General features: G+C 70.8%; 17 protein-coding genes and 1 tRNA gene. 7 read left to right on the top strand and 11 right to left on the bottom strand.

Annotation, left to right across the window (positions count from 1 at the left end):
* Window positions 1-31 precede the first annotated feature (31 nt).
* On the bottom strand, window positions 32-1,084 hold the full coding sequence (locus ABD357_RS26465; RefSeq protein ID WP_344393458.1) for an LLM class F420-dependent oxidoreductase: 1,053 nt from the start codon (window positions 1,082-1,084) through the stop codon (window positions 32-34).
* 186 nt (window positions 1,085-1,270) lie between these two features.
* Here ABD357_RS26465 and ABD357_RS26460 point away from each other — a divergent pair, with 186 nt between their 5' ends.
* Window positions 1,271-2,254: an aldo/keto reductase gene (locus tag ABD357_RS26460; protein ID WP_344393456.1), complete on the top strand. Its 984-nt coding sequence runs from the start codon at window positions 1,271-1,273 to the stop codon at window positions 2,252-2,254.
* On the opposite strand, the gene ABD357_RS26455 is transcribed toward ABD357_RS26460, so the two are convergent.
* Window positions 2,233-2,778 (bottom strand): hypothetical protein, encoded by a 546-nt coding sequence (locus tag ABD357_RS26455; protein ID WP_344393455.1) that lies wholly within the window; start codon window positions 2,776-2,778, stop codon window positions 2,233-2,235. The genes ABD357_RS26460 and ABD357_RS26455 overlap by 22 nt on opposite strands.
* 96 nt (window positions 2,779-2,874) lie before the next feature.
* Here ABD357_RS26455 and ABD357_RS26450 point away from each other — a divergent pair, with 96 nt between their 5' ends.
* The gene (locus tag ABD357_RS26450) at window positions 2,875-4,887 is read left to right on the top strand and encodes a helix-hairpin-helix domain-containing protein (RefSeq protein ID WP_344393454.1); all 2,013 of its coding nucleotides are present in this window, start codon (window positions 2,875-2,877) and stop codon (window positions 4,885-4,887) included.
* 406 nt (window positions 4,888-5,293) lie between these two features.
* Here ABD357_RS26450 and ABD357_RS26445 read toward each other — a convergent pair whose 3' ends face one another.
* On the bottom strand, window positions 5,294-6,019 hold the full coding sequence (locus tag ABD357_RS26445) for a hypothetical protein (protein WP_344393452.1): 726 nt from the start codon (window positions 6,017-6,019) through the stop codon (window positions 5,294-5,296).
* Between the two features lie 47 nt (window positions 6,020-6,066).
* Here ABD357_RS26445 and ABD357_RS26440 point away from each other — a divergent pair, with 47 nt between their 5' ends.
* Window positions 6,067-6,255 (top strand): DUF5703 family protein, encoded by a 189-nt coding sequence (locus tag ABD357_RS26440; protein WP_033323315.1) that lies wholly within the window; start codon window positions 6,067-6,069, stop codon window positions 6,253-6,255.
* Between the two features lie 84 nt (window positions 6,256-6,339).
* Here ABD357_RS26440 and ABD357_RS26435 read toward each other — a convergent pair whose 3' ends face one another.
* The 3 genes from ABD357_RS26435 to ABD357_RS26425 all read right to left on the bottom strand — a co-directional run bounded on the left by ABD357_RS26435 (window position 6,340) and on the right by ABD357_RS26425 (window position 8,985).
* A complete protein-coding gene (locus ABD357_RS26435; RefSeq protein ID WP_344393450.1) occupies window positions 6,340-7,071 on the bottom strand; it encodes a chaplin in 732 nt (243 codons plus the stop codon).
* A 157-nt stretch (window positions 7,072-7,228) separates the two neighbouring features.
* On the bottom strand, window positions 7,229-7,462 hold the full coding sequence (gene chpH, locus ABD357_RS26430) for a chaplin ChpH (protein ID WP_344393448.1): 234 nt from the start codon (window positions 7,460-7,462) through the stop codon (window positions 7,229-7,231).
* Window positions 7,463-7,659: 197 nt separating this feature from the next.
* The gene (locus ABD357_RS26425) at window positions 7,660-8,985 is read right to left on the bottom strand and encodes a M20/M25/M40 family metallo-hydrolase (protein ID WP_344393447.1); all 1,326 of its coding nucleotides are present in this window, start codon (window positions 8,983-8,985) and stop codon (window positions 7,660-7,662) included.
* Window positions 8,986-9,172: 187 nt separating this feature from the next.
* Here ABD357_RS26425 and ABD357_RS26420 point away from each other — a divergent pair.
* A tRNA-Leu gene (locus ABD357_RS26420) sits at window positions 9,173-9,257 on the top strand.
* Window positions 9,258-9,416: 159 nt separating this feature from the next.
* On the opposite strand, the gene ABD357_RS26415 is transcribed toward ABD357_RS26420, so the two are convergent.
* The 4 genes from ABD357_RS26415 to ABD357_RS26400 form a co-directional block, all read right to left on the bottom strand.
* On the bottom strand, window positions 9,417-10,076 hold the full coding sequence (locus tag ABD357_RS26415) for a TetR/AcrR family transcriptional regulator C-terminal ligand-binding domain-containing protein (protein WP_344393445.1): 660 nt from the start codon (window positions 10,074-10,076) through the stop codon (window positions 9,417-9,419).
* 101 nt (window positions 10,077-10,177) lie between these two features.
* Window positions 10,178-11,038: a 3-hydroxybutyryl-CoA dehydrogenase gene (locus ABD357_RS26410; protein WP_344393444.1), complete on the bottom strand. Its 861-nt coding sequence runs from the start codon at window positions 11,036-11,038 to the stop codon at window positions 10,178-10,180.
* A gap of 19 nt (window positions 11,039-11,057) precedes the next feature.
* The gene (gene icmF, locus ABD357_RS26405) at window positions 11,058-14,288 is read right to left on the bottom strand and encodes a fused isobutyryl-CoA mutase/GTPase IcmF (RefSeq protein WP_344393443.1); all 3,231 of its coding nucleotides are present in this window, start codon (window positions 14,286-14,288) and stop codon (window positions 11,058-11,060) included.
* Between the two features lie 447 nt (window positions 14,289-14,735).
* Window positions 14,736-15,698: a DUF3500 domain-containing protein gene (locus ABD357_RS26400; protein WP_344393650.1), complete on the bottom strand. Its 963-nt coding sequence runs from the start codon at window positions 15,696-15,698 to the stop codon at window positions 14,736-14,738.
* Between the two features lie 50 nt (window positions 15,699-15,748).
* On the opposite strand from ABD357_RS26400, the gene ABD357_RS26395 reads away from it, so the two are divergent.
* Window positions 15,749-15,871, top strand: a complete 123-nt coding sequence (locus ABD357_RS26395) for a hypothetical protein (RefSeq protein WP_344393442.1) — start codon at window positions 15,749-15,751, stop codon at window positions 15,869-15,871.
* Window positions 15,872-16,081: 210 nt separating this feature from the next.
* On the opposite strand, the gene ABD357_RS26390 is transcribed toward ABD357_RS26395, so the two are convergent.
* Entirely contained in the window at window positions 16,082-16,777 is a 696-nt protein-coding gene (locus tag ABD357_RS26390) for a DUF2637 domain-containing protein (RefSeq protein WP_344393441.1), read from the bottom strand.
* A gap of 364 nt (window positions 16,778-17,141) precedes the next feature.
* Between ABD357_RS26390 and ABD357_RS26385 the strand changes: the two genes are divergently transcribed.
* The gene (locus ABD357_RS26385; RefSeq protein WP_344393439.1) at window positions 17,142-21,017 is read left to right on the top strand and encodes a Pls/PosA family non-ribosomal peptide synthetase; all 3,876 of its coding nucleotides are present in this window, start codon (window positions 17,142-17,144) and stop codon (window positions 21,015-21,017) included.
* A gap of 89 nt (window positions 21,018-21,106) precedes the next feature.
* Complete coding sequence (locus ABD357_RS26380) at window positions 21,107-22,468, top strand: M1 family metallopeptidase (RefSeq protein WP_344393649.1); 1,362 nt, start codon at window positions 21,107-21,109, stop codon at window positions 22,466-22,468.
* Window positions 22,469-22,568 lie beyond the last annotated feature (100 nt).

Raw genomic sequence — 22,568 nt, 5'->3', positions numbered from 1 at the left:
GCCGCGGGAACCTACCGCGATCGATCCGGTGTCACAGTCCGGCGCGTTCGAGGGCCTCCGTGCCGGCGCGGAGCGAGGCGAGGCGCTCGTCGAGCGTGAAGCCCGCGGGAGCGAGGGTCAGGGTGGTGACTCCGGCTTCGGCGTAGGACTTCATCCGGTCCGCGATCCTGTCGACCGAGCCCAGCAGGGTCGTCTTGTCGATCAGGTCGTGCGGAACGGCGGAGGCGGCGCCCTGCTTGTCGCCGGACAGGTACTTGTCCTGGATCTCGGCGGCTTCCTTCTCGTAGCCCATGCGCTGGGCGAGCTGGTTGTAGAAGTTCTGCTTGCGGCTGCCCATGCCGCCGACGTACAGCGCGGTGTACGGGCGGAAGGTGTCGGCGAGCGTGGCCACGTCCTTGTCGTCACCGAGGGCGATCGGCAGCGTCGGGCAGACGTCGAAGCCGTCCATCGTCAGGCCGGCCTTCTCGCGGCCCGCGCGCAGATGCCGCAGCGCGGTCTCCTCCAGGTGCTCGGCGGAGGGAAAGATCAGCAGGGCGCCGTCGGCGATCTCGCCGGTCTGCTCCAGGTTCTTGGGGCCGATCGCCGCGATGTAGAGCGGGATGTGCTCGCGCTGCGGGTGCACGGTCAGCTTGATGGGCTTGCCGGGGCCGTCCGGCAGCGGCAGCGTCCAGTGCTCGCCCTCGTACGACAGACGCTCGCGGGTCATCGCCTTGCGGATGATCTCGACGTACTCGCGGGTGCGGGCGAGCGGCTTGTCGAACTTGACGCCGTACCAGCCCTCGGAGACCTGCGGTCCGGAGACGCCGAGGCCGAGGCGGAAGCGGCCGCCGGAGAGCGAGTCGAGGGTGGCGGCGGTCATCGCGGTCATCGCGGGCTGACGGGCCGGGATCTGGAAGATGGCCGAGCCGACGTCGATGCGCTCGGTCTTGGCGGCGACCCAGGTGAGCACGGTGGCCGCGTCCGAGCCGTATGCCTCGGCGGCCCAGCAGACCGCGTAGCCCAGGCGGTCGGCCTCCTTGGCCACGGCGAGATTGTCTGCGTCCATTCCGGCGCCCCAGTAGCCGAGGTTGATCCCGAGCTGCATGGCCGATCCCCTTACTGATCAGTAACGTCCCTTGGGCGGCACCCTAGCGCGCCCTCGGGCCCGACGGCAGGGAGGACGGATGAGGACGGGTTCGGGGACGGGTTCAGGGACGGCTTCGGGCTCGGGTGATCCTGGTTGTCCACAGGGTCCCCCCGCACTGACTTCGGGCCAGTAATCTCAGCCGACATGGAGCAGAGGCATCTCGGCCGTACCGGCCTGCGTGTGTCCAGGATCGGACTCGGCACCCTCACCTGGGGCCGGGACACCGACGAGCACGACGCCGCGGACCTGTTGAAGGCGTTCTGGGAGGCGGGCGGCACCCTCGTCGACACGGCGGATGTGTACGGCGACGGGGAGGCCGAGTATCTGCTCGGGCAGCTCATGGAGGGGCTGGTGCCGCGCCGGGACCTGGTGATCTCGACGAAGGCGGGGAGCGTGCCGGACCCGGACCGGCGCTTCGACGGTTCACGCGGGCATCTGCTCTCCGCGCTCGACGCCTCGCTGGCACGGCTCGGCACGGACTATGTGGATCTTTGGCAGGTCCACGCCTTCGACCCGGAGACGCCGCTGGAGGAGACCCTCCAGGCCCTCGACCTCGCGGTCAGCAGCGGTCGCGCACGGTATGCCGGGGTATCCAACTTCTGTGGCTGGCAGCTCGCCAAGGCGGCGACCTGGCAGCTCGCGGCGCCCGGGATACGGACCCGGCTGTCCAGTACGCAGATGGAGTACTCCCTGCTGCAGCGCGGCGTCGAACGCGAGGTGCTGCCCGCGGCCATGGACCTGGGCATCGGGCTGCTCCCATCTTCACCCCTGGGCCGGGGCGTGCTGACGGGCAAGTACCGCAGCGGCACGCCCGCGGACTCCCGGGGGGCGTCGGAGCATCTGGCACCGTTCGTCGCGCCGTATCTGGACGAAGCGGCCAGCAGCATCGTCGATGCGGTGACGACCGCCGCGGACGGGCTCGCGGTGACACCGCTCCAGGTGGCCCTCGCGTGGGTCCGCGACCGGCCCGGCGTCGCCGCCCCCATCATCGGCGCGCGCAACGCACTGCAGCTCACGGCCGCGTTGTCAGTGGAGGCCCTTAGTCTTCCTGACGAGATCTGCCGAGCGCTCGACGATGTGTCGGCGCCCGTGCACCGTTATCCCGATCACGACTGGAGCACGCTGTGACCACGGATCCCGCTGCCGCGCAATCCGCTCCCGCGGAGGAAGCCGAGCCGGGGGCGCCGGACGTCGGCCTGGGGGCCGGGTCCGGCGCTGGGGCGGGGGCGGGGGCGGGGGCGCCCGAGGTTGAGGGACCCGGACCCGAGGTTGTGGGGCCTGGGGCGGAGAAGGGTGCCTCGGGCAAGGGGGCGGCGGGCGCCGTCGATCCGGCCAGTGCCGGGGACGATCGAGGCGACGTCGAGGGCAGTGCTGCCCTGGAAAGCTCGGCCGGTGAAGGCGGAGCCGCGGCCGAGCGCGGAGACGCTGAGGGCCGCGCTGCCGCTGAAAGCCCGGCCGACGGGGGCGGCGCGACGGCGGATCGTGGGGTCGTTCGCGGCAGCGCTGTCCCGGACAGCGCCGCCGGTGAGGGCGACGCCACGGCCGAGCGCGGGGACGCCGATGGCAGTGCAGCCGCCGAACGTGCGGCCGGTGAGGGCGGTGCCGGGGCCGACGGCCGGGTTGCTGAAAGCGGCGCGGCGGCCGGCAGCCATGCTGCCGCGGCCCTCAGTGAGGGCTCGGAGGAGAGGGCCTCAGGCGCCGCGGGGGGAGGCGCCGCGGACGGTGATCTGTCCGAAGCCGAGGCCGAGTTGGCCGCTCAGCGGGAGTTGCGGGAGCGGATCGAGCGGCGGAAGGCCGAGAAGAAGGGGGCCGTCGAGAGCGGGACGAAGCTGAGCGGGGCGGCAGCCGATCTGCTCGCGGCCGTGCGTGCGGTGGAGAGCGGCGAGAAGCCCGGGGGCAGCGTCTTCAGCGAGGCCGAGCCGGCGCCGCGCAGGGTCGCGCCCGAGCCGGTTCGACGGCCGCAGCCCATGACCTCGTCCGCCGCCGCACCGGTGCCGACCGAGGCCGTCGACGCCGTACGGGCCGTACTCCTCGAAGGCGGCGCACCCGAAGCGCTCGCGCAGCAGGTCGCCGCGGCCCTCGGGGAGGGAGCGGACGGACAACTGCGCGAGGATCCCTGGCAGTTGCTGCGTGTGGCGGGGGTGCGGCCGGAGCAGGCGGACGGGTTCGCCCGGGCGCTGCTGGGCGCGGAGTGCGGGCCCGGAGACGAGCGACGGGGCCGAGCGGTCACCGTATGGCTCCTGGAACAGGCCGCCCTCGTCGGGCACACCGCCCTGGAATCCCCGACCCTCAGCACTGCCCTCGCGCAGCGCGCCGTGCCGGATCCGGACGCAGCCGTGCAGAGCGCCGTCGCCGAGGGTGACGCGCTGGTGTTCCAGGATGCGCTGGACGAACCCGGCGCGCCGGCGGCGTCCGGGCAGTCCGGTGACGACGCCGAGGAAGGTGAGCAGGGGCGGCCGGTACGCGTCCTCATCGGCCTGGAGCGGTACGCGCTCGCCGAGGAGAGCCTCGCCGACGGACTCGCGCGCGTGGTCAACTCGCCGCCCAAGGAGGACGGTTCGGCCGGCGACTGGGAGTCGGCCGCCACCGGCTCCGCCGCCGAACTGATCCGTGCCGTCGCGGGCCACGGCCTCGTGCTCCACACCGGCGGCGAGGCGTCGCGTGCGGAACCCGCGGCCCTGGTCGCCGCTGCCAGGGCGATGGGTCTGCGGGTGTGCGCGGCCACGCACAGCGTGGACGGACGGCAGCGGTTCGCGGCACTGCTCGCGCGAGCCGAGCAGCGGGAGCCGGCAGCCGAGCCCCAGGAAACCGTGGCCACGGTCGCGGGTCTGCTGTCCGGGGCCGAGGGACCGGGCCGGGACTCGGACGGCCTGCTGCGGACCGATCTGCTGGTCGTACTCGACGCGCCCCAGCTGGACGTGGAGAGCGCGGCGATGCTGGCCGAGTCGCTGCCCGACGGGGCACGGCTTGTGCTGAGCGGTGACCCCGGCGTCCTGTGGTCGGTGGGGCCCGGGCGGGTCTTCGCCGATCTGCTCGCGGCGCGGGTGTGCCCGCAGGTCGCCTCGCGGACGCCGGACCCCGGCCCGATCGGTGAGCTGGTCTCGGGCATCGGCGTGGGCGAGCTGAACCAGGTGGAGGCCCCCGGCAAGGAGGTGGTGATCGTCCCGGTGCGCGACGCCGGCGAGGCGGTGCACCGCACCGTGCAGTTGGTCGCGGACTCGGTGCCACGGGCGATCGGGATCCCGGCGGAGCAGACTCAGGTGATCACGCCGGGCCATGGCGGCGCGGCAGGCAGCCGGGTGCTGAACACCGCGCTGAAGGAGCGGCTCAACCCGGGCCCGGGCCGCTTCGGCGGCTTCGACCCCGGCGACCGGATCGCCTACACGCCCGTTCCGGGTCGTACGGTGTCGGGTCACGTGGTGAAGGCCGACGCCGAGGGCCTGCACCTGGAGTGCGCGGGCGCCCCCGTGGTCGTACCGAAGGAGCGGGTCGAGCAGGCCGTACGCCACGGCTGGGCGCTCACCGGCCACCAAGCGGTCGGCCGGCGCTGGCCCGCCGTGATCGTGGTCCTGCCCGGCGACGCGGCCCAGACCCTGACCAGACCCTGGATCTACACGGCCTTCGGTCGCGCCGAACGCCACCTCTCCGTGGTCCACGGCGTCGAACAGGCCCTGCCCCACGCGGTGGCGGACATCCCGGCCAAGCCCCGCACGACCCGGCTGCCCACCCTGCTCAAGGCGCAGGTCCCGATGGCAGGCTGATCCCTCACGGCTGGTGGCCGCGGCGCTCGCAGTGCCCGCCGACACCGCACGCGATACCGGCCGGGGCCCACCGCCCCGGGCCGGCCGGGCGACGAAATGGCCGACGGCCGGGCGCCCACGGGCGCCGGGACCGGCGTGGGTCGCGTCGCGCTCGGCGCGCCGAAGGTGCGGGGTCGACGGGTGCCGACAGAGTTCACCTGCAGCGCAACGGCCGCTGGCCGTCCGTGCCGGTGATGGACGAGAAAGTCAGGGAGCCGGCCGACCACCACGCCGGAACTCAGCCCGAGCGGCCGAGCCGTGCCGGGGGTATGCCGTCCCGACCCGCACCTCAGCCACCAAACACCTGTGGCGGTCACAGGCCCAACAGCCTGTGGCCGCCATCCGTGCGCACCCCCCGCGAACCTGCTCAGCGATCCGCGTCCAGCGGCTCCAGGTCGTCGTCGTCCAGCCCTGCACCGTGAGCCGGACCGCGGCCGTTCGCGCTGCTGTCGTCGAGGTCGTCCAGATCGTCTTCGGGCTCCTCGTCGAAGACCGCGCTGACGTCGAAGCGGCAGACGATCCGCTGGGGATCGGCGCCCTCGAACGGGGCGTCCAGCCATTCGCCGGGCTCGGCCGGTTCGTCCGCGGCGGTGACCCACAGCGTGGAGTCACCCTCCTCCAGGCCGAACTCCTTGTGCCGGGAGGCGATTTCGTCCGGCTCGAACTCGCCGAACAGCACGCCCAGCGCACCGTGCACGGTGCCGGCCGCCGCGTCGAAGCCCGCGGCCGCCGCCCCCGACTCCTCCACGGCCTCCACCCGCTGGGCCTGCGCCAGCAGCCGCTGCGGCTCCACGACGGCGTAGTCGCGACGGATCAGCACGCTCAGCGCGTTCGGCTCCTCGGGCCCGGTGTACGGCGGCAGGGTGTCTTCCGTACCGGGGATCTCGAAGGGCGTGACCTCGTCATAGAGGTCGTAGAGGAGCTCGTCGTACTCCTCGGCGGCCGAAGCCAGCTCGTTGAACGCCTCGTAGACGGCCGGGTCGTCCTCCCCCGACCTGCGCTCGACCGCCGCAAGGTGGCGGTCGAGCGCAGCCTTGATCGCCTCGGCGGCGGCGCGTACCTCGGCAGCGGTGGGCTGCGCAGCATCAGACATAGTGCAGACGCTATCCGTACCGGGCCTCTGCACGCACAATAGATGCGATGCCGGAATACGAATTTGTCGACGTGTACGTGCCGCGCGGGGTCTCCCGCAAGGAAACGACGCGTCTACTGACGGACCATGCGGAGTACGGACACTGGGAGTTGGACCGCCTCAGCCTGCACCCCGACGGCAGCCGCAGGGTGCGGTTGCGCCGGCGGATCATCCGCCAGGTGCGTGCCACGTGGTGACACTGAGTGGCTGAAACGGAGCGGGCCCCGCGGTCGCGGGGCCCGCTCCGTTTCAGCAGGTGGTCGGTACCTTCCGTGCCGTGATTACGCCGCGGCCCGAGCCTTGCGGTAGAGCACGGCGCCCATCAGCAGCGCGCCCGCGCCCACCGGCAGCGCGAGGCCGATCGGCAGGTCGCTGCCGGTCGCCGCGAGCTGCGCGGAGCCCTTGGGCTGCGCGACGGCCTGGGTGTCCGGGTTGTTCGGCTTCGAGGCGCCCGCCTGCTCCTCGTCCGCGGACGGCGGCTGCTGCGGCGTGCCCGGCTGCTCCTGGTCGCCGGGGTTGCCCGGAGGCGTCTGCTCCCCGTGGCCGGGAGGCGACGTCTCGTGATCGCCCCCGGTGTTGGCGCAGTCGTTGCCCGCGGCTTCGTTGCCGATACCGCCGACGTTGACACCGTTGCCGCAGACGTTGACCGGTACGTCCACCGGGACCTGCACATGGTTGCCGGACCCGATGCCGGATGAGTCGCTGGTGTGTCCGTCGGCCTGCGAGCCGCCGCCGGAGGAGTTTCCGCCGGAGAAGTTGCCGGAACCGCCGCCCTCGTTGGCGCAGCTGTTGCCGACCGCCGGGTTGAGCAGCCCGACCACGTTCACGGTGTTGCCGCAGACGTTCGCCTGCACGTCGATCGGGGCCTGCACCGAGTTCCCCGAGAGCACGCCCGAGGAGTCGGAGGCGGAGCCGTCCGCCGCCGAGTCGGCGTGTGCGTAGCCGCCGGTGACGGCCAGGACGCCGGTGGCTGCCGCCACGGTCATCAGGCCCTTGCGGGTGACCTGTCGCATAGCTTTCCCCTGCCTTGTTGCTTCAGGAATGCGCACGCGCCCAGTGCACGTACGCGGAATGCGGAAAGTCGACGGCCCCGGAGTGCGTGGCGCGCACTCCGGGGCCGCGGACTCAGACCCTTATGGGGTTCAGACCCCTATGGGGTGAAGCGCAACGTCACGCGTTGATGCAGGTGTTGCCGAAGGCCGGGTTCAGCAGCCCGATCACGGAGACCGTGTTGCCGCACACGTTCGACTGCACGTGGACCGGCGCCTGAACGACGTTCCCCGAAAGCACGCCGGGCGAGTGCACGGCAGCACCCTGGGCACCCGAGTCGGCAGCCGCAACTCCCGCACCAGCGAGAACGAGGCCACCAGTGGCAGCCGCAGCAGCGACGACCTTCTTGATCATTATTCCTCCTAGTTGGCAATGCGACCCTGGTCACGGATCGCATCACCTGTAACGAGGAGGGAGTAATAGGGCTACGAGCCTATGAGCGCATTCACCCTTCTCAGTCAACTCCGCACGCGCTGGCGATTATTGGAGCTTCGTTTCAGCGTGTTAATTCGGGACGTACCGAAGGACACGCCTCGTTCAGGACGCCTCGATCAGGACGCCTCGATGAAGCGGTCCAGTACCCGCACGCCGAACTTCAGCGCATCGACCGGCACCCGCTCGTCGACACCGTGGAACATGCCCGCGAAGTCCAATTCCGGCGGCAGCTTCAGCGGGGCGAAACCGAAGCAGCGGATGCCGAGGTCGTCGAAGGACTTGGCGTCCGTGCCCGCCGAGAGCATGTACGGCACCGCGCGCGCGATCGGGTCCTCGGCGGACAGCGCGGTCTGCATGGCGTCGACGATGGCCCCGTCGAAGGTGGTCTCCAGCGCCTTGTCGGCGTGCACGTCCTCCCGCTTCACCCGCGGGCCGAGGATCCGGTCCAGGTCGGCGAGGAACTCCTCCTCGTAGCCCGGCAGATAGCGGCCGTCGACGTGCGCGGTCGCCTGGCCCGGGATCACGTTGACCTTGTAACCGGCGCCCAGCTGGGTCGGGTTGGCGGTGTTCTGCAGCGAGGCGCCGATGAGCTTGGCGATGCCGCCGAGCTTGGCGAGCGTCTCGTCCATGTTCTCCGGGTCGAGCTCGGTGCCGAGGGCGTCGCCCAGCTCGTCGAGGAAGTGCCGCAGTGTCTTCGTCACGCGCACCGGGAACTTGTGCCGGCCGAGCCGCCCGACGGCTTCGGAGAGTTCGGTGATGGCGTTGTCCCGGTGGATCATCGAACCGTGTCCGGCGGTGCCGTCCACGGTCAGCTTCATCCAGTGCATGCCCTTCTGAGCGGTCTCGACGAGATACAGCCGCAGCTTCTCGTTGACGGTGAAGGAGAATCCGCCGACCTCGCCGATCCCCTCGGTCACGCCCTCGAAGAGGTCCGGGTGCTTGGCGACGAGGTGCTTCGCGCCGAACTTGCCGCCGGCCTCCTCGTCCGCCAGGAAGGCCAGCACGAGGTCACGGGGCGGCTTGCGTCCGCTGCGCAGCCGGTCGCGTACGACCGCGAGGGTCATCGCGTCCATGTCCTTCATGTCGACGGCGCCCCGGCCCCACACACAGCCGTCCGCGATCTCGCCGGAGAATGGGTGGTGGGTCCAGTCCGAGGCGTTGGCGGGTACGACGTCGGTGTGGCCGTGGATGAGCAGCCCGGGCCGCGATCGGTCCTCTCCCTCGATCCGGACGACCGTGGAGGCGCGGCCCTTGTGCGACTCGAAGATCTGCGGTTCGAGCCCCACCTCGGCGAGCTTCTCGGCGACGTACTCGGCGGCCCTGCGCTCACCCGGGCCCGAGTGGTCGCCGTAATTGCTGGTGTCGATCTGGATCAGCTCGCGGCAGAGGTCGACGACCTCGTCCTCACCGGTGATGCTCCTGGCCGTATCCGACTCACTCACGCTGCTGCCTCCCACGGTCACTGCTGCCTCTCCCCCTCATCCTCCCTCCCCGACCCGCCCCGCCCCAAGGCCGGGACCGGCCTGTCACACGGGGTTCACACCCCGCGGGCCTGTGATCGGGAGCCTTCGGAAGCCTGGTAATGTTTCCTCTGTCGCCGCGGGGCCATCCCCGCACGACCTACACCTTGTCCGGGTGGCGGAATGGCAGACGCGCTAGCTTGAGGTGCTAGTGCCCTTTATCGGGCGTGGGGGTTCAAGTCCCCCCTCGGACACTGACCGTATCCCCAACTTGTGCGGGTCGAGCTGAGCCTCGGCCCGCACAAGCTGTTTTCGGGCCTGAAGACCAGCGCGGCTCGCACGCTGCTCACACGAGGGCACTCGTCCGCGCAATGGCCAGACCCTGTGCATCTGCCGCGGCCCTCCGACGTTGATCACCTGTCACCCCTCGGGCTGCCAGGGCGCGAGCGCGGCATCGACCGCCGCGGCCGCCGTGTCCTTGTCGAGCCCGTGCCGAGCATGAACCGCTGGAACAGCAGCGGTCCGAGGATGCGGGCCATGAGGTCCCGGGCGCGCTCCTCGACACCGGCGCGCAGTTCATCGCGCGCGACGGCGTCGGCCAGCACCGCGGCCAGGCGTTCGTCCGCCTGCCCGAACATCTCTTCCCGCAGACGCCGCACGGCCTCGTCCCGTTCCGCCCGTTCGATGACCGTGGCGATGACGGACGCGGAGACCGGCTGGTTGAGCCAGGCCGCCTGCCGTTCCAGATGGGTCAGCAGTTGGTCGCGGAGCGGGCCGTCGTCGACGTCGAGCAGCGGGTGGTGGGCCGTGGTGGCCAGGGTGTCGAGGAGGAGGCTCGGCAGGTCATGCCAGTGCCGGTAGCGGTGGCTCGCCCCACCCCGGCCCGCTCGGCGACCGCCGCGTGGGTGGCGTGTGCGGGCCCGCCTTCGACGAGGAAGCGCGACCGCAAGCGCACCGAGACCGAGCGGAAGATCAACGACGGGGTCGCGCAGCTGAAGCAGAAGATCGCCGCCTGGCCGGCGCCACCAACGCGGGGCAACACCCCCCAGCCCCGCATGGTGGGGGCGGGCCAAGCCGGGCCCGCCCCCGCCGCTGTCGCTGTCACTGTCGCTGCCCGGTCAACGCCTACGCGTTTGGGCGGGGCCTGTACGGCCGGCCCATGGGTCCAACTCCTTCATCCGGTATAGGTGAAGAAGCCTCGGCCGCTCTTGCGGCCGAGGTGGCCCGCGGCGACCATGCGGCGCAGCAGCGCAGGCGGCGCGTACAGCGGTTCCTTGAATTCCTCGTACATGGACTCGGCGACGGCCTGGGCGGTGTCGAGGCCGATGAGGTCGAGCAGGTGCAGGGGGCCCATGGGGTGGGCGCAGCCGAGTTCCATACCCTGGTCGATGTCGTCGGGGCGGGCGGCGCCGGACTCCACCATGCGTACCGCGCTGAGCAGGTAGGGCACGAGCAGGGCGTTGACGACGAAGCCGGAACGGTCGGGTGCCTGGATGGCCTGCTTGCCGAGCTGGGCGGCGAGGTCGCGGGTGCGTTGCACGGTGTCCTGGCTGGTGGTCAGGGCGGGGATGACCTCGACCAGTTGCTGCACGGGCACGGGGTTGAAGAAGTGCATGCCGATGACCTGGGCGGGCCGCTCGGTGGCAACGGCCAGGTCGATGACGGGAAAGGATGAGGTGTTGGTGGCCAGTATCGCCGCCGGGTCTTCGAGGACCTTGTCGAGGCTCTGGAGGACGCCGGTCTTGATGTCGCGGTTCTCGGCGACGGCCTCGATGACGAACTGACGGTCGGCCAGGTCGCCGAGGTCGTAGGTGAAGGACAGCCGCGCGAGGCACTCGTCGCGCTGCTCCTCGCTGAGCTTGCCGCGCCGTACGCCTCGGTCGAGGGAGGCGGTGAGCCGCCGGCGGCCGGCCTCGAGCGCGTCGGGGGTGGCCTCTGCGACGCGGACGTCGAGGCCGCCGCGGGCGGCGACTTCGGCGATTCCGGAGCCCATGAGGCCGCAGCCGACGACGCCAAGACGGGTAACGGGGTCCATTAGTTGTCCAATCCTTGGGTCATACGTTGCGGCGGTACTGGCCGCCGACCTCGAAGAAGGCGTCGGTGATCTGCTGCAGTGAGCAGACCCGGGCGGCGTCCATGAGGATGGCGAAGACGTTGTCCTCGCTGACCGCCACGTCTTTGAGGGCGGCCAGGAGGGCGTGGGCCTCGTCGCGGTGCTGGGCCTGATACGCACGCACGCGCTCCAGCTGGGACACCTTCTCCTCCTCGGTGGCGCGTGCCAGCTCGACGACGCCCGGTTCGGCGGTGTCCGCCTGAGGGCTGCGGAAGGTGTTGACGCCGATGATGGGCTGGGTGCCGTCGTGCTTGCGCTGTTCGTAGAGCATCGACTCGTCCTGGATACGGCCTCGTTGGTAGCCGGTCTCCATGGCGCCGAGGACGCCGCCGCGCTCGCTGATCCGCTCGAACTCCAGCAGGACCGCTTCTTCGACCAGGTCGGTGAGTTCGTCGATGACGAACGATCCCTGCAGGGGGTTCTCGTTCATGGCCAGGCCCCATTCCCGGTTGATGATCAGCTGGATGGCCAGGGCCCGGCGTACGGAGTCCTCGGTGGGGGTGGTGACCGCTTCGTCGTAGGCGTTGGTGTGCAGGCTGTTGCAGTTGTCGTAGATGGCGATGAGTGCCTGCAGCGTCGTACGGATGTCGTTGAAGTCCATCTCCTGGGCGTGCAGGGAGCGGCCGGAGGTCTGGACGTGGTACTTCAGCTTCTGGCTGCGTTCGCCTGCGCCGTACTTCTCCTTCATCGCGACCGCCCAGATGCGGCGGGCCACCCGGCCGAGGACGGAGTACTCGGGGTCCATGCCGTTGGAGAAGAAGAACGACAGGTTGGGGGCGAAGTCGTCGATGTGCATGCCTCGGGCGAGGTAGGCCTCGACGTAGGTGAAGCCGTTGGCCAGGGTGAAGGCGAGCTGGCTGATGGGGTTGGCGCCGGCTTCGGCGATGTGGTAGCCGGAGATCGAGACCGAGTAGAAGTTGCGGACCTGGTTCTCGATGAACCACTCCTGGATGTCGGCCATCATCCGCAGGCTGAACTCGGTGGAGAACAGGCAGGTGTTCTGGCCCTGGTCCTCCTTGAGGATGTCGGCCTGCACGGTGCCGCGCACGTTGGCGAGGGCGTGGGCACGCAGGTCGGCCGTCTCCTCGGGCGAGGGGGCGCGGCACTCGGAGGCCCGGAACTTGTCGATCTGCTGATCGACGGCGGTGTTGAGGAAGAAGGCCAGGATGGCCGGCGCGGGTCCGTTGATCGTCATGGAGACCGAGGTCGTGGGCGCGACGAGGTCGAAGCCGTCGTAGAGCGCCTTCATGTCCTCCAGGGTGGCGACCGAGACTCCGGAGGTGCCGACCTTGCCGTAGATGTCGGGGCGTTCGTCGGGGTCGCGGCCGTAGAGGGTGACGGAGTCGAAGGCGGTGGACAGCCGGGTGGCCGGCTGGCCCTCGGAGAGCAGCTTGAAGCGCCGGTTGGTACGGAACGGGTCGCCCTCCCCGGCGAACATGCGGGCCGGGTCCTCACCGTCGCGCTTGAAGGGGAACACCCCTGCGGTGAAAGGGAAGTGGCCGGGCAGGTTCTCCCGGCGCCAGAAGCTCACGAGTTCCCCGTGGTCGGTGAAGCGGGGCAGGGCGACGCGGGGGATCTTGTTGCCGGAGAGGGACTCGCGGGTCAGCTTGGTGCGGATCTCCTTGTCCCGGACCTTCACGACCTGCTCGTCGCCGGAGTAGGAGTCGATGACGGCGGGCCAGGTCTCTATCTGCTCCGTGACCTCGTGCGGGAGCTTGTTGCGGGCGTCCTCGAGCAGCGACTCCACGTTCCCGGATTCGGAGCCGGCCTGCACGAGCTCGCCCCTGACCAGCTCAAGGCGCTGTACCCGGCGGGCCGCCTCGGCCAGCCGCCCGGTCTCCGTGTGGTACGTGCGGATCGTGTCGGTGATCTCGGCGAGGTAGCGCACCCGGTCGGCGGGGACCACCTGCCGGATGCCGGAGGAGTGGCGTACGTCGACCGGCGCCAGTATGCCGTCCGACAGCGGGAGTCCGTTCTCGGCCAGAGCGATCTTGAGGTGCTGGTGGAGCGCGGTGACCCCGTCGTCGTTGAACGTCGCCGCCGAGGTGCCGTACACCGGCATGTCCTCGGGCTTCATGCCGAACGCCTCGCGGTTGCGGACCAGTTGGCGGCCCACGTCGCGCAGCGCGTCCTTGGCACCGCGCCGCTCGAACTTGTTGATGGCCACGACGTCGGCGAAGTCGAGCATGTCGATCTTCTCCAGCTGCGATGCGGCGCCGAACTCCGGCGTCATCACGTACAGGGACGTGTCGACGAACGGCACGATCGCCGCGTCGCCCTGGCCGATGCCCGGCGTCTCCACGATCACCAGGTCGAATCCGGCGGCCTTGACCACGTCGATCACGTCGGACAGGTGCTCGGGCAGCTCACGACTGCCGCGGGTGGCCAGGCTTCGGAAGAACACCCGGTTGCCGTCGAGGGAGTTCATGCGGATCCGGTCACCGAGCAGGGCACCGCCACCGCGGCGGCGGGTCGGGTCGACCGCGATCACCGCGATGCGCAGCTTGTCCTGCTGGTCCATGCGGAAGCGGCGCACCAGTTCGTCGGTCAGCGACGACTTTCCGGAGCCGCCGGTGCCGGTGATGCCAAGCACCGGCGTCGCCCGGGCCGCCGCGGCTTCCCGCAACTGGCCCAGGAGATCCGTGGGCAGCTTGCCGAGTTCCGCACCCGTGATGGCCCGGGCGATCGCGAACCGGTCGCCGGCCAGGACCGCGGCCGTGGCGGCCGGCTTGTCGTCCCAGAGGTCGAAGTCGCAGTCCTTCACGACCGTGTTGACCATTCCGGCGAGGCCCATTCGCTGGCCGTCCTCGGGCGAGAAGATGGTCACTCCGCTGTTGCGCAGCCGGGCGATCTCCTCGGGGACGATCACGCCGCCACCGCCGCCCACCACGCGGACGTGCTCCGCCCCCTGCCGACGCAGCGACTCCACCAGGTACTCGAAGTACTCCACGTGCCCGCCCTGATACGACGAGACCGCCACGCCGTGGGCGTCTTCCTCCAACGCCGCGTCCACGACCTCGCGTACCGACCGGTTGTGTCCCAGGTGGATCACTTCGGCGCCCTGGGACTGGAAAATGCGCCGCATGATGTTGATCGACGCGTCGTGCCCGTCGAACAGAGCCGAGGCGGTGACCAGGCGGACGGGATGCACGGGGCGGTGCAGATCGCTCATGAGGGCCTTCCTGAACAGGTCAGGTGAACGCTGACGATTGAGATACTAGGACGTCCTAGTAAATTGCTGGAGGTGATAGAGGTATGACTCGCAGCACAGGGAGTGGGCGAGTTGACTCACCCGGGGACGTCAGCGCGGCCGGCCCATCACGTCGCGACGAGCAGCGGGTTGATTCCAGACGTCCCACGCTGGTAGTGGGGCAGGGCGGCGCCGGGCGACCACCTGGGCGGCGGCCGGGCGGGCCTGTCCCTCAACGGCGAGAAGCTCGATGTGCCCGAGGTAGGAGGGCCAGGAAGGCAAGGTGTACCAGGCCGAGTACGGAACGTTGACGGGTGCCGCCGAGGTGACCGAGGCGTACACCTTCGCCACGAACGGCAGGGCGGTCACTGACATCGGCGACGGCAAGGGATGAGGAACCGCTGTGGCGGATGCACCGCCTGTCTCTGCTCAGCCGTTCCGCGCCTGCCAGGCTCGCACGTGGGCGCGGCCGTAGTCGTTGCCGTGCGGAGTGCGCAGCACGGTGTGGATGTGGAACGGCTGCAGGGTGTCGTAGTCGAGGAAGACGCCGCAGTGGTGGTCGAGTTCGGCGATGAGCACCGGCGACTGGAGGCGGTGGTAGAAGACGTCGCCGACCTCGTGTCCGCCGATCCAGCTGAACCAGGTCGCGTCGAGGTGGTCGCGGATCTCGCGCATCCGGGCCGCGCGCGGGCCGTCGGTCAGCAGGGACACGAACGACTCTGCGATCTGCAGGAGGATCTGCCGGGCCTGCTCGGGCATGTCCGCCGCACGGATGCCCTCGAGGGGGATCACCCGGTTGTCCTGGAAGGCGCCGGCGAGATGCCGTTCGTCGCCGGGGTGAATACGGCCGGGCGGCATCCCGGGGTCGACCATCCGCCGGTACACGGTCGCGGCGGCGCGAAGGTCCGACGGCAGCGCGGCCATCAGGTCCGTGCCGAGCCGGATCCGATCGGTGAACACCGGCCTGCCCGCATGAGGGCCCTCGTCGATCTCGTTGGGTTCGGCGCCGAGGAAGACGGGACTGACGACCATGCGCCCCTCCACGACCAGACAGTGGACGGCGCAGTGGTGGCCGAACAGCTGCCAGCCCCACGGCGCTTCGGCGTCGGGGCTGCCGTAGAGGGCGAAGTTGTAGCTGAACTCGTTGAGGATGGTCTCCAGCCCCACGACCTCGCCGAGGAAGCCGTTGATCAGCATCATGTCGTGCACCAGACGGAAGCCGTCGGGGCTCAGCGATGCCTCGACCAGTGCGAGGGCCTTCTTTCGGACATCGGGTGGCTGGAACTCCAGGCGGAGGCCGGTGTCGAACTGCAGGAACTCCGGGTTGGCCCAGGTCTGCCACTCCACCGCGTCCACCGGGTGGAGCAGCTTGGCACGGCCCTCGTCATTCAGCGTTCAATGGACATCACTCTTCGGCGGCCTCACCCTGGAGCGGGGGAGTGATGCCGCGCACGAGTCAGCCCGGCCGCAGCGTGAGTTCGCGGCTGCTCGACATTCTCTTCACGTTTCGGCCCGGCGGGTCGCGCCTCACCCTGGCCGACCTGAACTGGGCACAGCTCTCGTGACCGCCACGGCCGAGCCAGCGCGAGGCCGCCGCCTCAGAAGTTCTCCACCAGCAAGGTCGCCAGCCACAGCAGCATCGCCAGCGCGGCGAGCAGGCCGATCGCCTGGACGACCCAGCGAGGAATCCTGTACATCGCGTCCATCCTCACCTCGGGTACTGCCTCCCTTCTACCCCCTCGAGCAGCGCCCAGTTCGATCTCGCTGGTCCGCTTTCAGTCGGTGGCGTGCCGTCCGGCGCGCCGCTGGCGGGGCAGGACCGGCTTGGCGGGAGTGGTGAGCGTGAGCTGGCGGACGAGCTGCTGGAAGGAGAGCAGGGCGGTGACCGGCGGTAGGGCCGCCACCGCCATCGCGATCGGCGTCTTGGGGGCGTGGGCGACGCACAGGCACATCGCGACGGCGGAGAAGAGCAGCACCACGGCCCAGGAGTGCGCGGCGCGGCGGCGGTGCAGCGCGGCTCGCAGGATGGACAACGAGGCCACCAGCCACGGCCCGTAGACCAGCAGCGGCCACCATGCCGCCAGCCCATGGGCCCCCGGGGAGGCCACACGACGGAGCGGGTCGTAGGCGACCAGCGCGCCGAGCACGCTCACCATGGCCACGATCACCGCGGTCAGTGCCGCGATGGACAGGCTCAGCACCTTCAGCCACGGCCTCTGGAACCAACGGGCGCACCGCACCAGCCTGCTGGGCCGCCGACGGGCACCGCGTTTGCGCGGGATCGGGGGCGCCGTGGGGACGGGTGCGACGGGTGCACCGGTCTGGAGCAGCCGGGTCAGGTCCTGGTCGAAGTCCCACTCGGTGTGCAGGCCTTCGGGGACCGTGGGGTCGAGCACGTCCGCTCCGAAGGAGCCCGACTGATATCCAGTGCTGTCCAACCCGTCCTCGGGCTGGGGCCAGTAACCGCTCATGCCGTCACCGTGCCCTGCGGGCTCATCGTCGCCATGCACTCCCCAACGAGGGGAAAATTAGCTGGATACGCCCAATTTAAAAGCAATGTACCCATATTGATGTGCTTAGTTACTCATCGGATCTCCGGCCTCGGTCGATGTGTGGTCGATCTCTCGTCCGAGGGGCAGATCGCGAGGTCACGGCGTGTGGGGACCTTCGATGGGCAGCCCCGAACGGACCTCCCGTATGGCCGCCCGTAAGGGGTGAGTCCAGAGTCGTACTAAGATTTCCGGCTTGTTACGGAGCTGGAGCCGGACAACCCCAGGCAGACCTGCGGGCCCGCCAGCGCCCCGGAGGTTTCCGGGAACGAGAGGCGAGGACGCGATGGCAGCCATACACGAGAGCAGTGCTCTCGGTGTGCTCGACGCAGAGATCCGCGAACAGTTCGGCGATACGGCACGTTTCTCCGCGGGCCCCGCGACCTCGCCCCGCACTCTTGTCGACGTCTTCGAGGCCTCCGTCCGCTCGTACCCGGACGAGCTCGCTCTGGACGACGGGACCCGCCCCCTGACGTACCGGGCGCTGGCCGTCGAGGTCGAGAACCTGCGGCGGCGCCTGAGCACCGCCGGGGTCGGCCTCGGCGACCGGGTCGGCGTACGCGTCCCCTCCGGGACCAATGACCTGTACGTCGCCATCCTCGCCGTACTGGCCGCAGGCGCCGCCTATGTGCCCGTGGACGCCGAAGACCCCGACGAGCGCGCCGAGTTGGTGTTCGGCGAGGCCGGAGTGCGGGCGGTCGTCGGGGCCGGGCACCAGCTGACCGTCGGTGAGAAGAGCGAGACGCCCGCCGCGCGGCCCGGTACCGAGCACGACGCCTGGATCATCTTCACCTCCGGCTCGACCGGGAAGCCCAAGGGCGTCGCCGTCAGTCACCGCAGCGCCGCCGCCTTTGTGGACGCCGAGGCCGGGCTGTTCCTCACCGAGGAGCCGATCGGGCCCGGCGACCGGGTCATGGCCGGGCTGTCCGTCGCCTTCGACGCGTCCTGCGAGGAGATGTGGCTGGCCTGGCGGTGCGGGGCCTGTCTGGTGCCCGTGCCGCGTTCCCAGGTGCGCAGCGGTGCCGATCTCGGGCCCTGGCTGGTGGAGCAGGAGATCACCGTGGTGTCCACGGTGCCGACGCTGGCCGCCCTGTGGGAGCCGGAGGCCCTCAACGACGTCCGGCTGCTGATCTTCGGCGGCGAGGCCTGCCCGCCCGAGCTGGTCCAGCGGCTCGTGACCGAGGGACGCGAGGTCTGGAACACGTACGGGCCGACCGAGGCCACCGTCGTCGCCTGTGCCTCGCTGATGAGCGGCGAGGAGCCGATCCGGATCGGGCTGCCGCTGAACGGCTGGGAACTGGCCGTCGTCGACGAGGCCGGGGAGCCCGTGCCGATGGGCGGCAGCGGTGAGCTGGTGATCGGCGGGGTTGGCCTTGCCCGCTATCTCGACCCGGAGAAGGACGCGGAGAAGTACGCCCCGCTGGAGTCGTTGGGCTGGAAGCGTGCGTACCGCAGCGGTGACCTGGTCAAGGCCGAGCCGGAGGGGCTGGTCTTCCTCGGGCGGGCCGACGAACAGATCAAGCTCGGCGGGCGGCGGATCGAGCTGGGCGAGGTGGACGCCGCGTTGCAGGCCCTCCCGGGTGTCCAGGGCGCGGCTGCCGCCGTGCGCAGCGCGCGCAGCGGCAACCAGCTGCTCGTCGGCTATGTGGTGACGCAGGACGGCTGGGACCACGCGGCGGCCGTCGAGAAGCTGCGTGCCGAACTGCCCGCGGCCCTGGTGCCGTTGCTCGCGCCCGTCGACGAGCTGCCGACGCGTACGTCCGGCAAGGTCGACCGGAACGCGCTGCCGTGGCCGCTCGAAGGCATGGAGACCGGTGGCCCCGCCGAGCAGCTGTACGGCACCGAGGCCTGGCTCGCCGAGCAGTGGAGCGAGGTGCTCGGCATCCCGGTGGGCGGCGCGCGGGACGACTTCTTCGCGATCGGTGGCAGCAGCCTGGCCGCCGCCCAGCTCACCACCAGGCTGCGCACCCGCTACCCCAGCGCCGCCGTGGTCGACCTCTATCAGCACCCCGTGCTGCGCAAGCTGGCCCGGCATCTGGAGAAGTCCGCGCAGGGCGACGGCGCCGCCCGCGAGATCGCGCCGGTGCCGCTGCGGGCCAAAGTCGTTCAACTGCTTCTGCTGGTCCCGCTGTTCATGATCCTCGGGCTGCGCTGGACGGTGGCGCTGACCGCGCTCGGCAACGTGCTGCACTGGTTCGGCCCCTACCCGTGGGCGCCGACCGCCAACTGGTGGCTCGTGGCGGCGGGAGCCGTCGTGCTCTTCAGTCCTCCGGGGCGGCTCGCGATCGCCGCGGGCGGTGCCCGGCTGCTCCTGCGCGGAGTGAAGCCCGGCCGGTATCCCCGCGGCGGGAGCGTGCATCTGCGGCTGTGGACGGCGGAGCGGCTCGCCGAGTTCAGCGGTGCGACCTCGCTGACCGGGTCCTGGCTGGAGCGGTACGCGCGGGCGCTCGGCGGCAAGATCGGCCCCGATGTGGATCTGCACTCGCTGCCGCCGGTGACCGGCATGCTCAAGCTCGGCCGCGGTGCCGCCGTCGAGTCCGAGGTGGACCTGTCCGGGCACTGGCTGGACGGCGACCGCCTGGAGATCGGCCCCGTCAAGGTGGGCGCCGGCGCGGTGGTCGGCACCCGCGGCATGCTCTTCCCGGGCGCCCGCGTCGGCAAGCGGGCCGAAGTGGCCCCCGGTTCCGCCGTCTCGGGGCACATCCCCACCGGTCAGCGCTGGGCGGGCGCGCCCGCCGTCAAGCTAGGCAAGGCGAAGCGGGACTGGCCCAAGGAGCGCCCGCGGAAGGGGACGTACTGGCGTGTGATGTACGGCGCGACCGGGTTCGCCCTGAACGCGCTGCCGCTGGTCGCGGGCCTTGCCGCCCTCCTCGTGGCGAGCCTCTTCGTCTCGCCGGACGCCGGGCTCGGCGGGGCCCTGCGGGGCGCCGCGCTCGCGCTGGTGCCGGCGACGCTGACCTTCGGTTTCACGTATGCGCTGCTCCTGCTGATCTCCGTACGGCTGCTCAGTCTGGGCCTGCGTCCGGGGACGCATCCCACGCACAGCCGGATCGGCTGGCAGGCCTGGACGGTCACGCAGCTGATGGACCGCTCCCGCGAGACTCTGTTCCCGCTGTACGCCGGGCTGGTCACGCCGGTGTGGTTGCGGCTGCTCGGGATGAAGATCGGGCGGGGCGCCGAGGTGTCCACCGTCCTCGCGCTGCCCAGCCTCACGACGGTCGGCGAGGGCGCGTTCCTCGCGGACGACACACTGACCGCTCCGTACGAGCTCGGGGGCGGCTGGATGCAGATCGGGCGGGCGGAGATCGGCCGCCGTGCCTTCCTCGGCAACTCCGGGATGACCGCGCCGGGCCGCTCCGTGCCGGACGGTGGTCTGGTGGGCGTACTGTCCGCGACGCCGAAGAAGGCGAAGAAGGGCAGCTCGTATCTGGGGCTGCCGCCGGTGAAGCTGCCGCGGGCGACGAGTGACGGCGATCAGAGCCGTACGTACGACCCGCCCGCCCGGCTGCTGTGGGCGCGCGCTCTGGTCGAGCTGTGCCGGATCGTCCCGGTGTTCTGCTCGGCTGCGCTGGCCGTGGTGACGGTGGCCGCGCTGAGCGTGCTGGGGGCTTGGGCCTGGGCTCTCGCCGGTGTGGTGCTGCTGGCTGCCGGTGCGGCTGCCGCCGTGCTGTCGATCGTCGCGAAGTGGCTGCTCGTGGGCCGGCACCGGACCGGTGAACACCCGCTGTGGAGCGGCTTCGTGTGGCGCAACGAGCTCGCCGACACCTTCGTCGAGGTGGTGGCCGTGCCGTGGCTGGCCGGTTCCGTGCCCGGTACGCCGCTGATGTCGCTGTGGCTGCGCGGGCTCGGCGCCCGGATCGGCAAGGGCGTGTGGGTGGAGAGCTACTGGCTGCCCGAGACGGACCTGGTGACCCTTGAGGACGCCGCCACCGTGAACCGCGGCTGCGTCCTGCAGACCCACCTCTTCCACGACCGGATCTTGCGGACGGATACTGTGGTCCTCCGTGAGGGCGCCACCCTGGGCCCGGGCGGAATCGTTCTGCCCGGCAGCACCGTCGGGGCGCGCAGCACACTGGGACCCGCATCCCTCGTCATGGCGGCGGAATCCGTTCCCGACGACACCCGTTGGCTGGGCAACCCGATCGAAGCATGGCGTTCCTAGGCGCCGCCCGTACGGCGCCCGGGGCGGGGGCACCGGCATGTCGTACGAGCACAGGGCAGGGAGCGGACACAGCAGTGGTTCAGCGGACAGTGGGAGCGGACCCGTACTTCCCGGCGAACGGGGATGCCCGCTACCGGGTGCACCGGTACGAACTCGCCCTGGACTACCGTCCCGGCCCCAACCGGCTGTCCGGCACCGCCCGGCTCAACGCCATAGCCGGCCGGGCACCGCTCGCCGAGTTCCTGTTGAACCTCGCCGACTTCAAGGTGGGCCGGGTCCGGGTCGACGGCCGGGCGTCGCACTACACACACCGCGGCGGCCGGCTCCGTATCCGCCCGGCGAAGCCGATCCGGGCCGGGGCCGCCTTCACGGTGGAGGTGCACTGGTCGGGCAATCCCAAGCCGGTACGCAGCCCCTGGGGCGGGCTCGGCTGGGAGGAGCTGGAGGACGGGGCGCTGGTCGCCAGCCAGCCGGTCGGGGCGCCGTCCTGGTACCCGTGCAACGACCGGCCCGCCGACAAGGCCTCGTACCAGCTGTCGATCACCACGCCGTCCGCGTACTCGGTCGTGGCGGGCGGCCGGCTGCTGACCCGGACGACGAAGGCCTCGACGACCACCTGGGTCTACGAGCAGTCGGCGCCCACCTCCAGCTACCTGGTCGGGCTGTCCATCGGCAAGTACCAGACGGTGCTGCTCGGCGACCCGGGCCTCGGCGGTGTGCCGCAGGCCGGGCACATCCCGGCGCATCTGCTCACCCCGTTCTCCCGGGACTTCGCGCGGCAGCCCGCGATGATGGAGCTGTTCGAGGAGGTCTTCGGCCCGTATCCGTTCGGTGAGTACGCGGTCGTCGTCACCGAGGAGGAGCTGGACGTCCCCGTGGAGGCGCAGGGGTTGTCCCTGTTCGGCGCCAACCACGTGGACGGGGGGCGGGGTTCGGAGCGCCTTGTCGCGCACGAGCTGGCACACCAGTGGTTCGGCAACAGCGTGAGCATCGCCGACTGGCGGCACATCTGGCTGAACGAAGGGTTCGCGAAGTACGCGGAGTGGCTCTGGTCGGAGCGGTCGGGCGGGCGCAGTGCGCAGGCACTCGCCGCTTTGGCGCACCGGAAGCTGGCCGGGATGCCGCAGGACCTTCAACTGGCGGACCCGGGGCGCAAGTTGATGTTCGACGACCGGCTTTACGAGCGTGGCGGGCTGGTGCTGCACGCTGTGCGCTGTGCATTGGGTGACGAGGCGTTCTTCCGGATGCTGCGCGCTTGGGCGGCGCTGCATCGGGGTGGGGCGGTGACGACGGAGTCGTTCAAGCGGCACGTCGCGCGGTATGCGTCCGATTCGCTGGACGACCTGTTCGCGGCGTGGCTGCACGAGACGGCGCTTCCGCCGCTGCCGTCCGCCTCCGGCGTGGTTATTCCGGCTCGTCCGCCGTACCCGCCGGGTGCCTCCGGCGGTTGAGCAGTTGGGTTCGTTGTCGGGTGCGGCTCCGTTGTGGCTGGTCGCGCAGTTCCCCGCGCCCCTGGGATCGTTGGGGTGCGGGGCCGCGGGCCGGTGCGTC

Origin of the sequence: Streptomyces vastus, from assembly GCF_039532825.1 — a bacterium.
Classification (GTDB): Bacteria; Actinomycetota; Actinomycetes; order Streptomycetales; family Streptomycetaceae; genus Streptomyces; species Streptomyces vastus.
The sequence above is the reverse complement of the archived record's forward strand: the minus strand, read 5'-3'. Positions and strand labels throughout refer to the sequence as shown.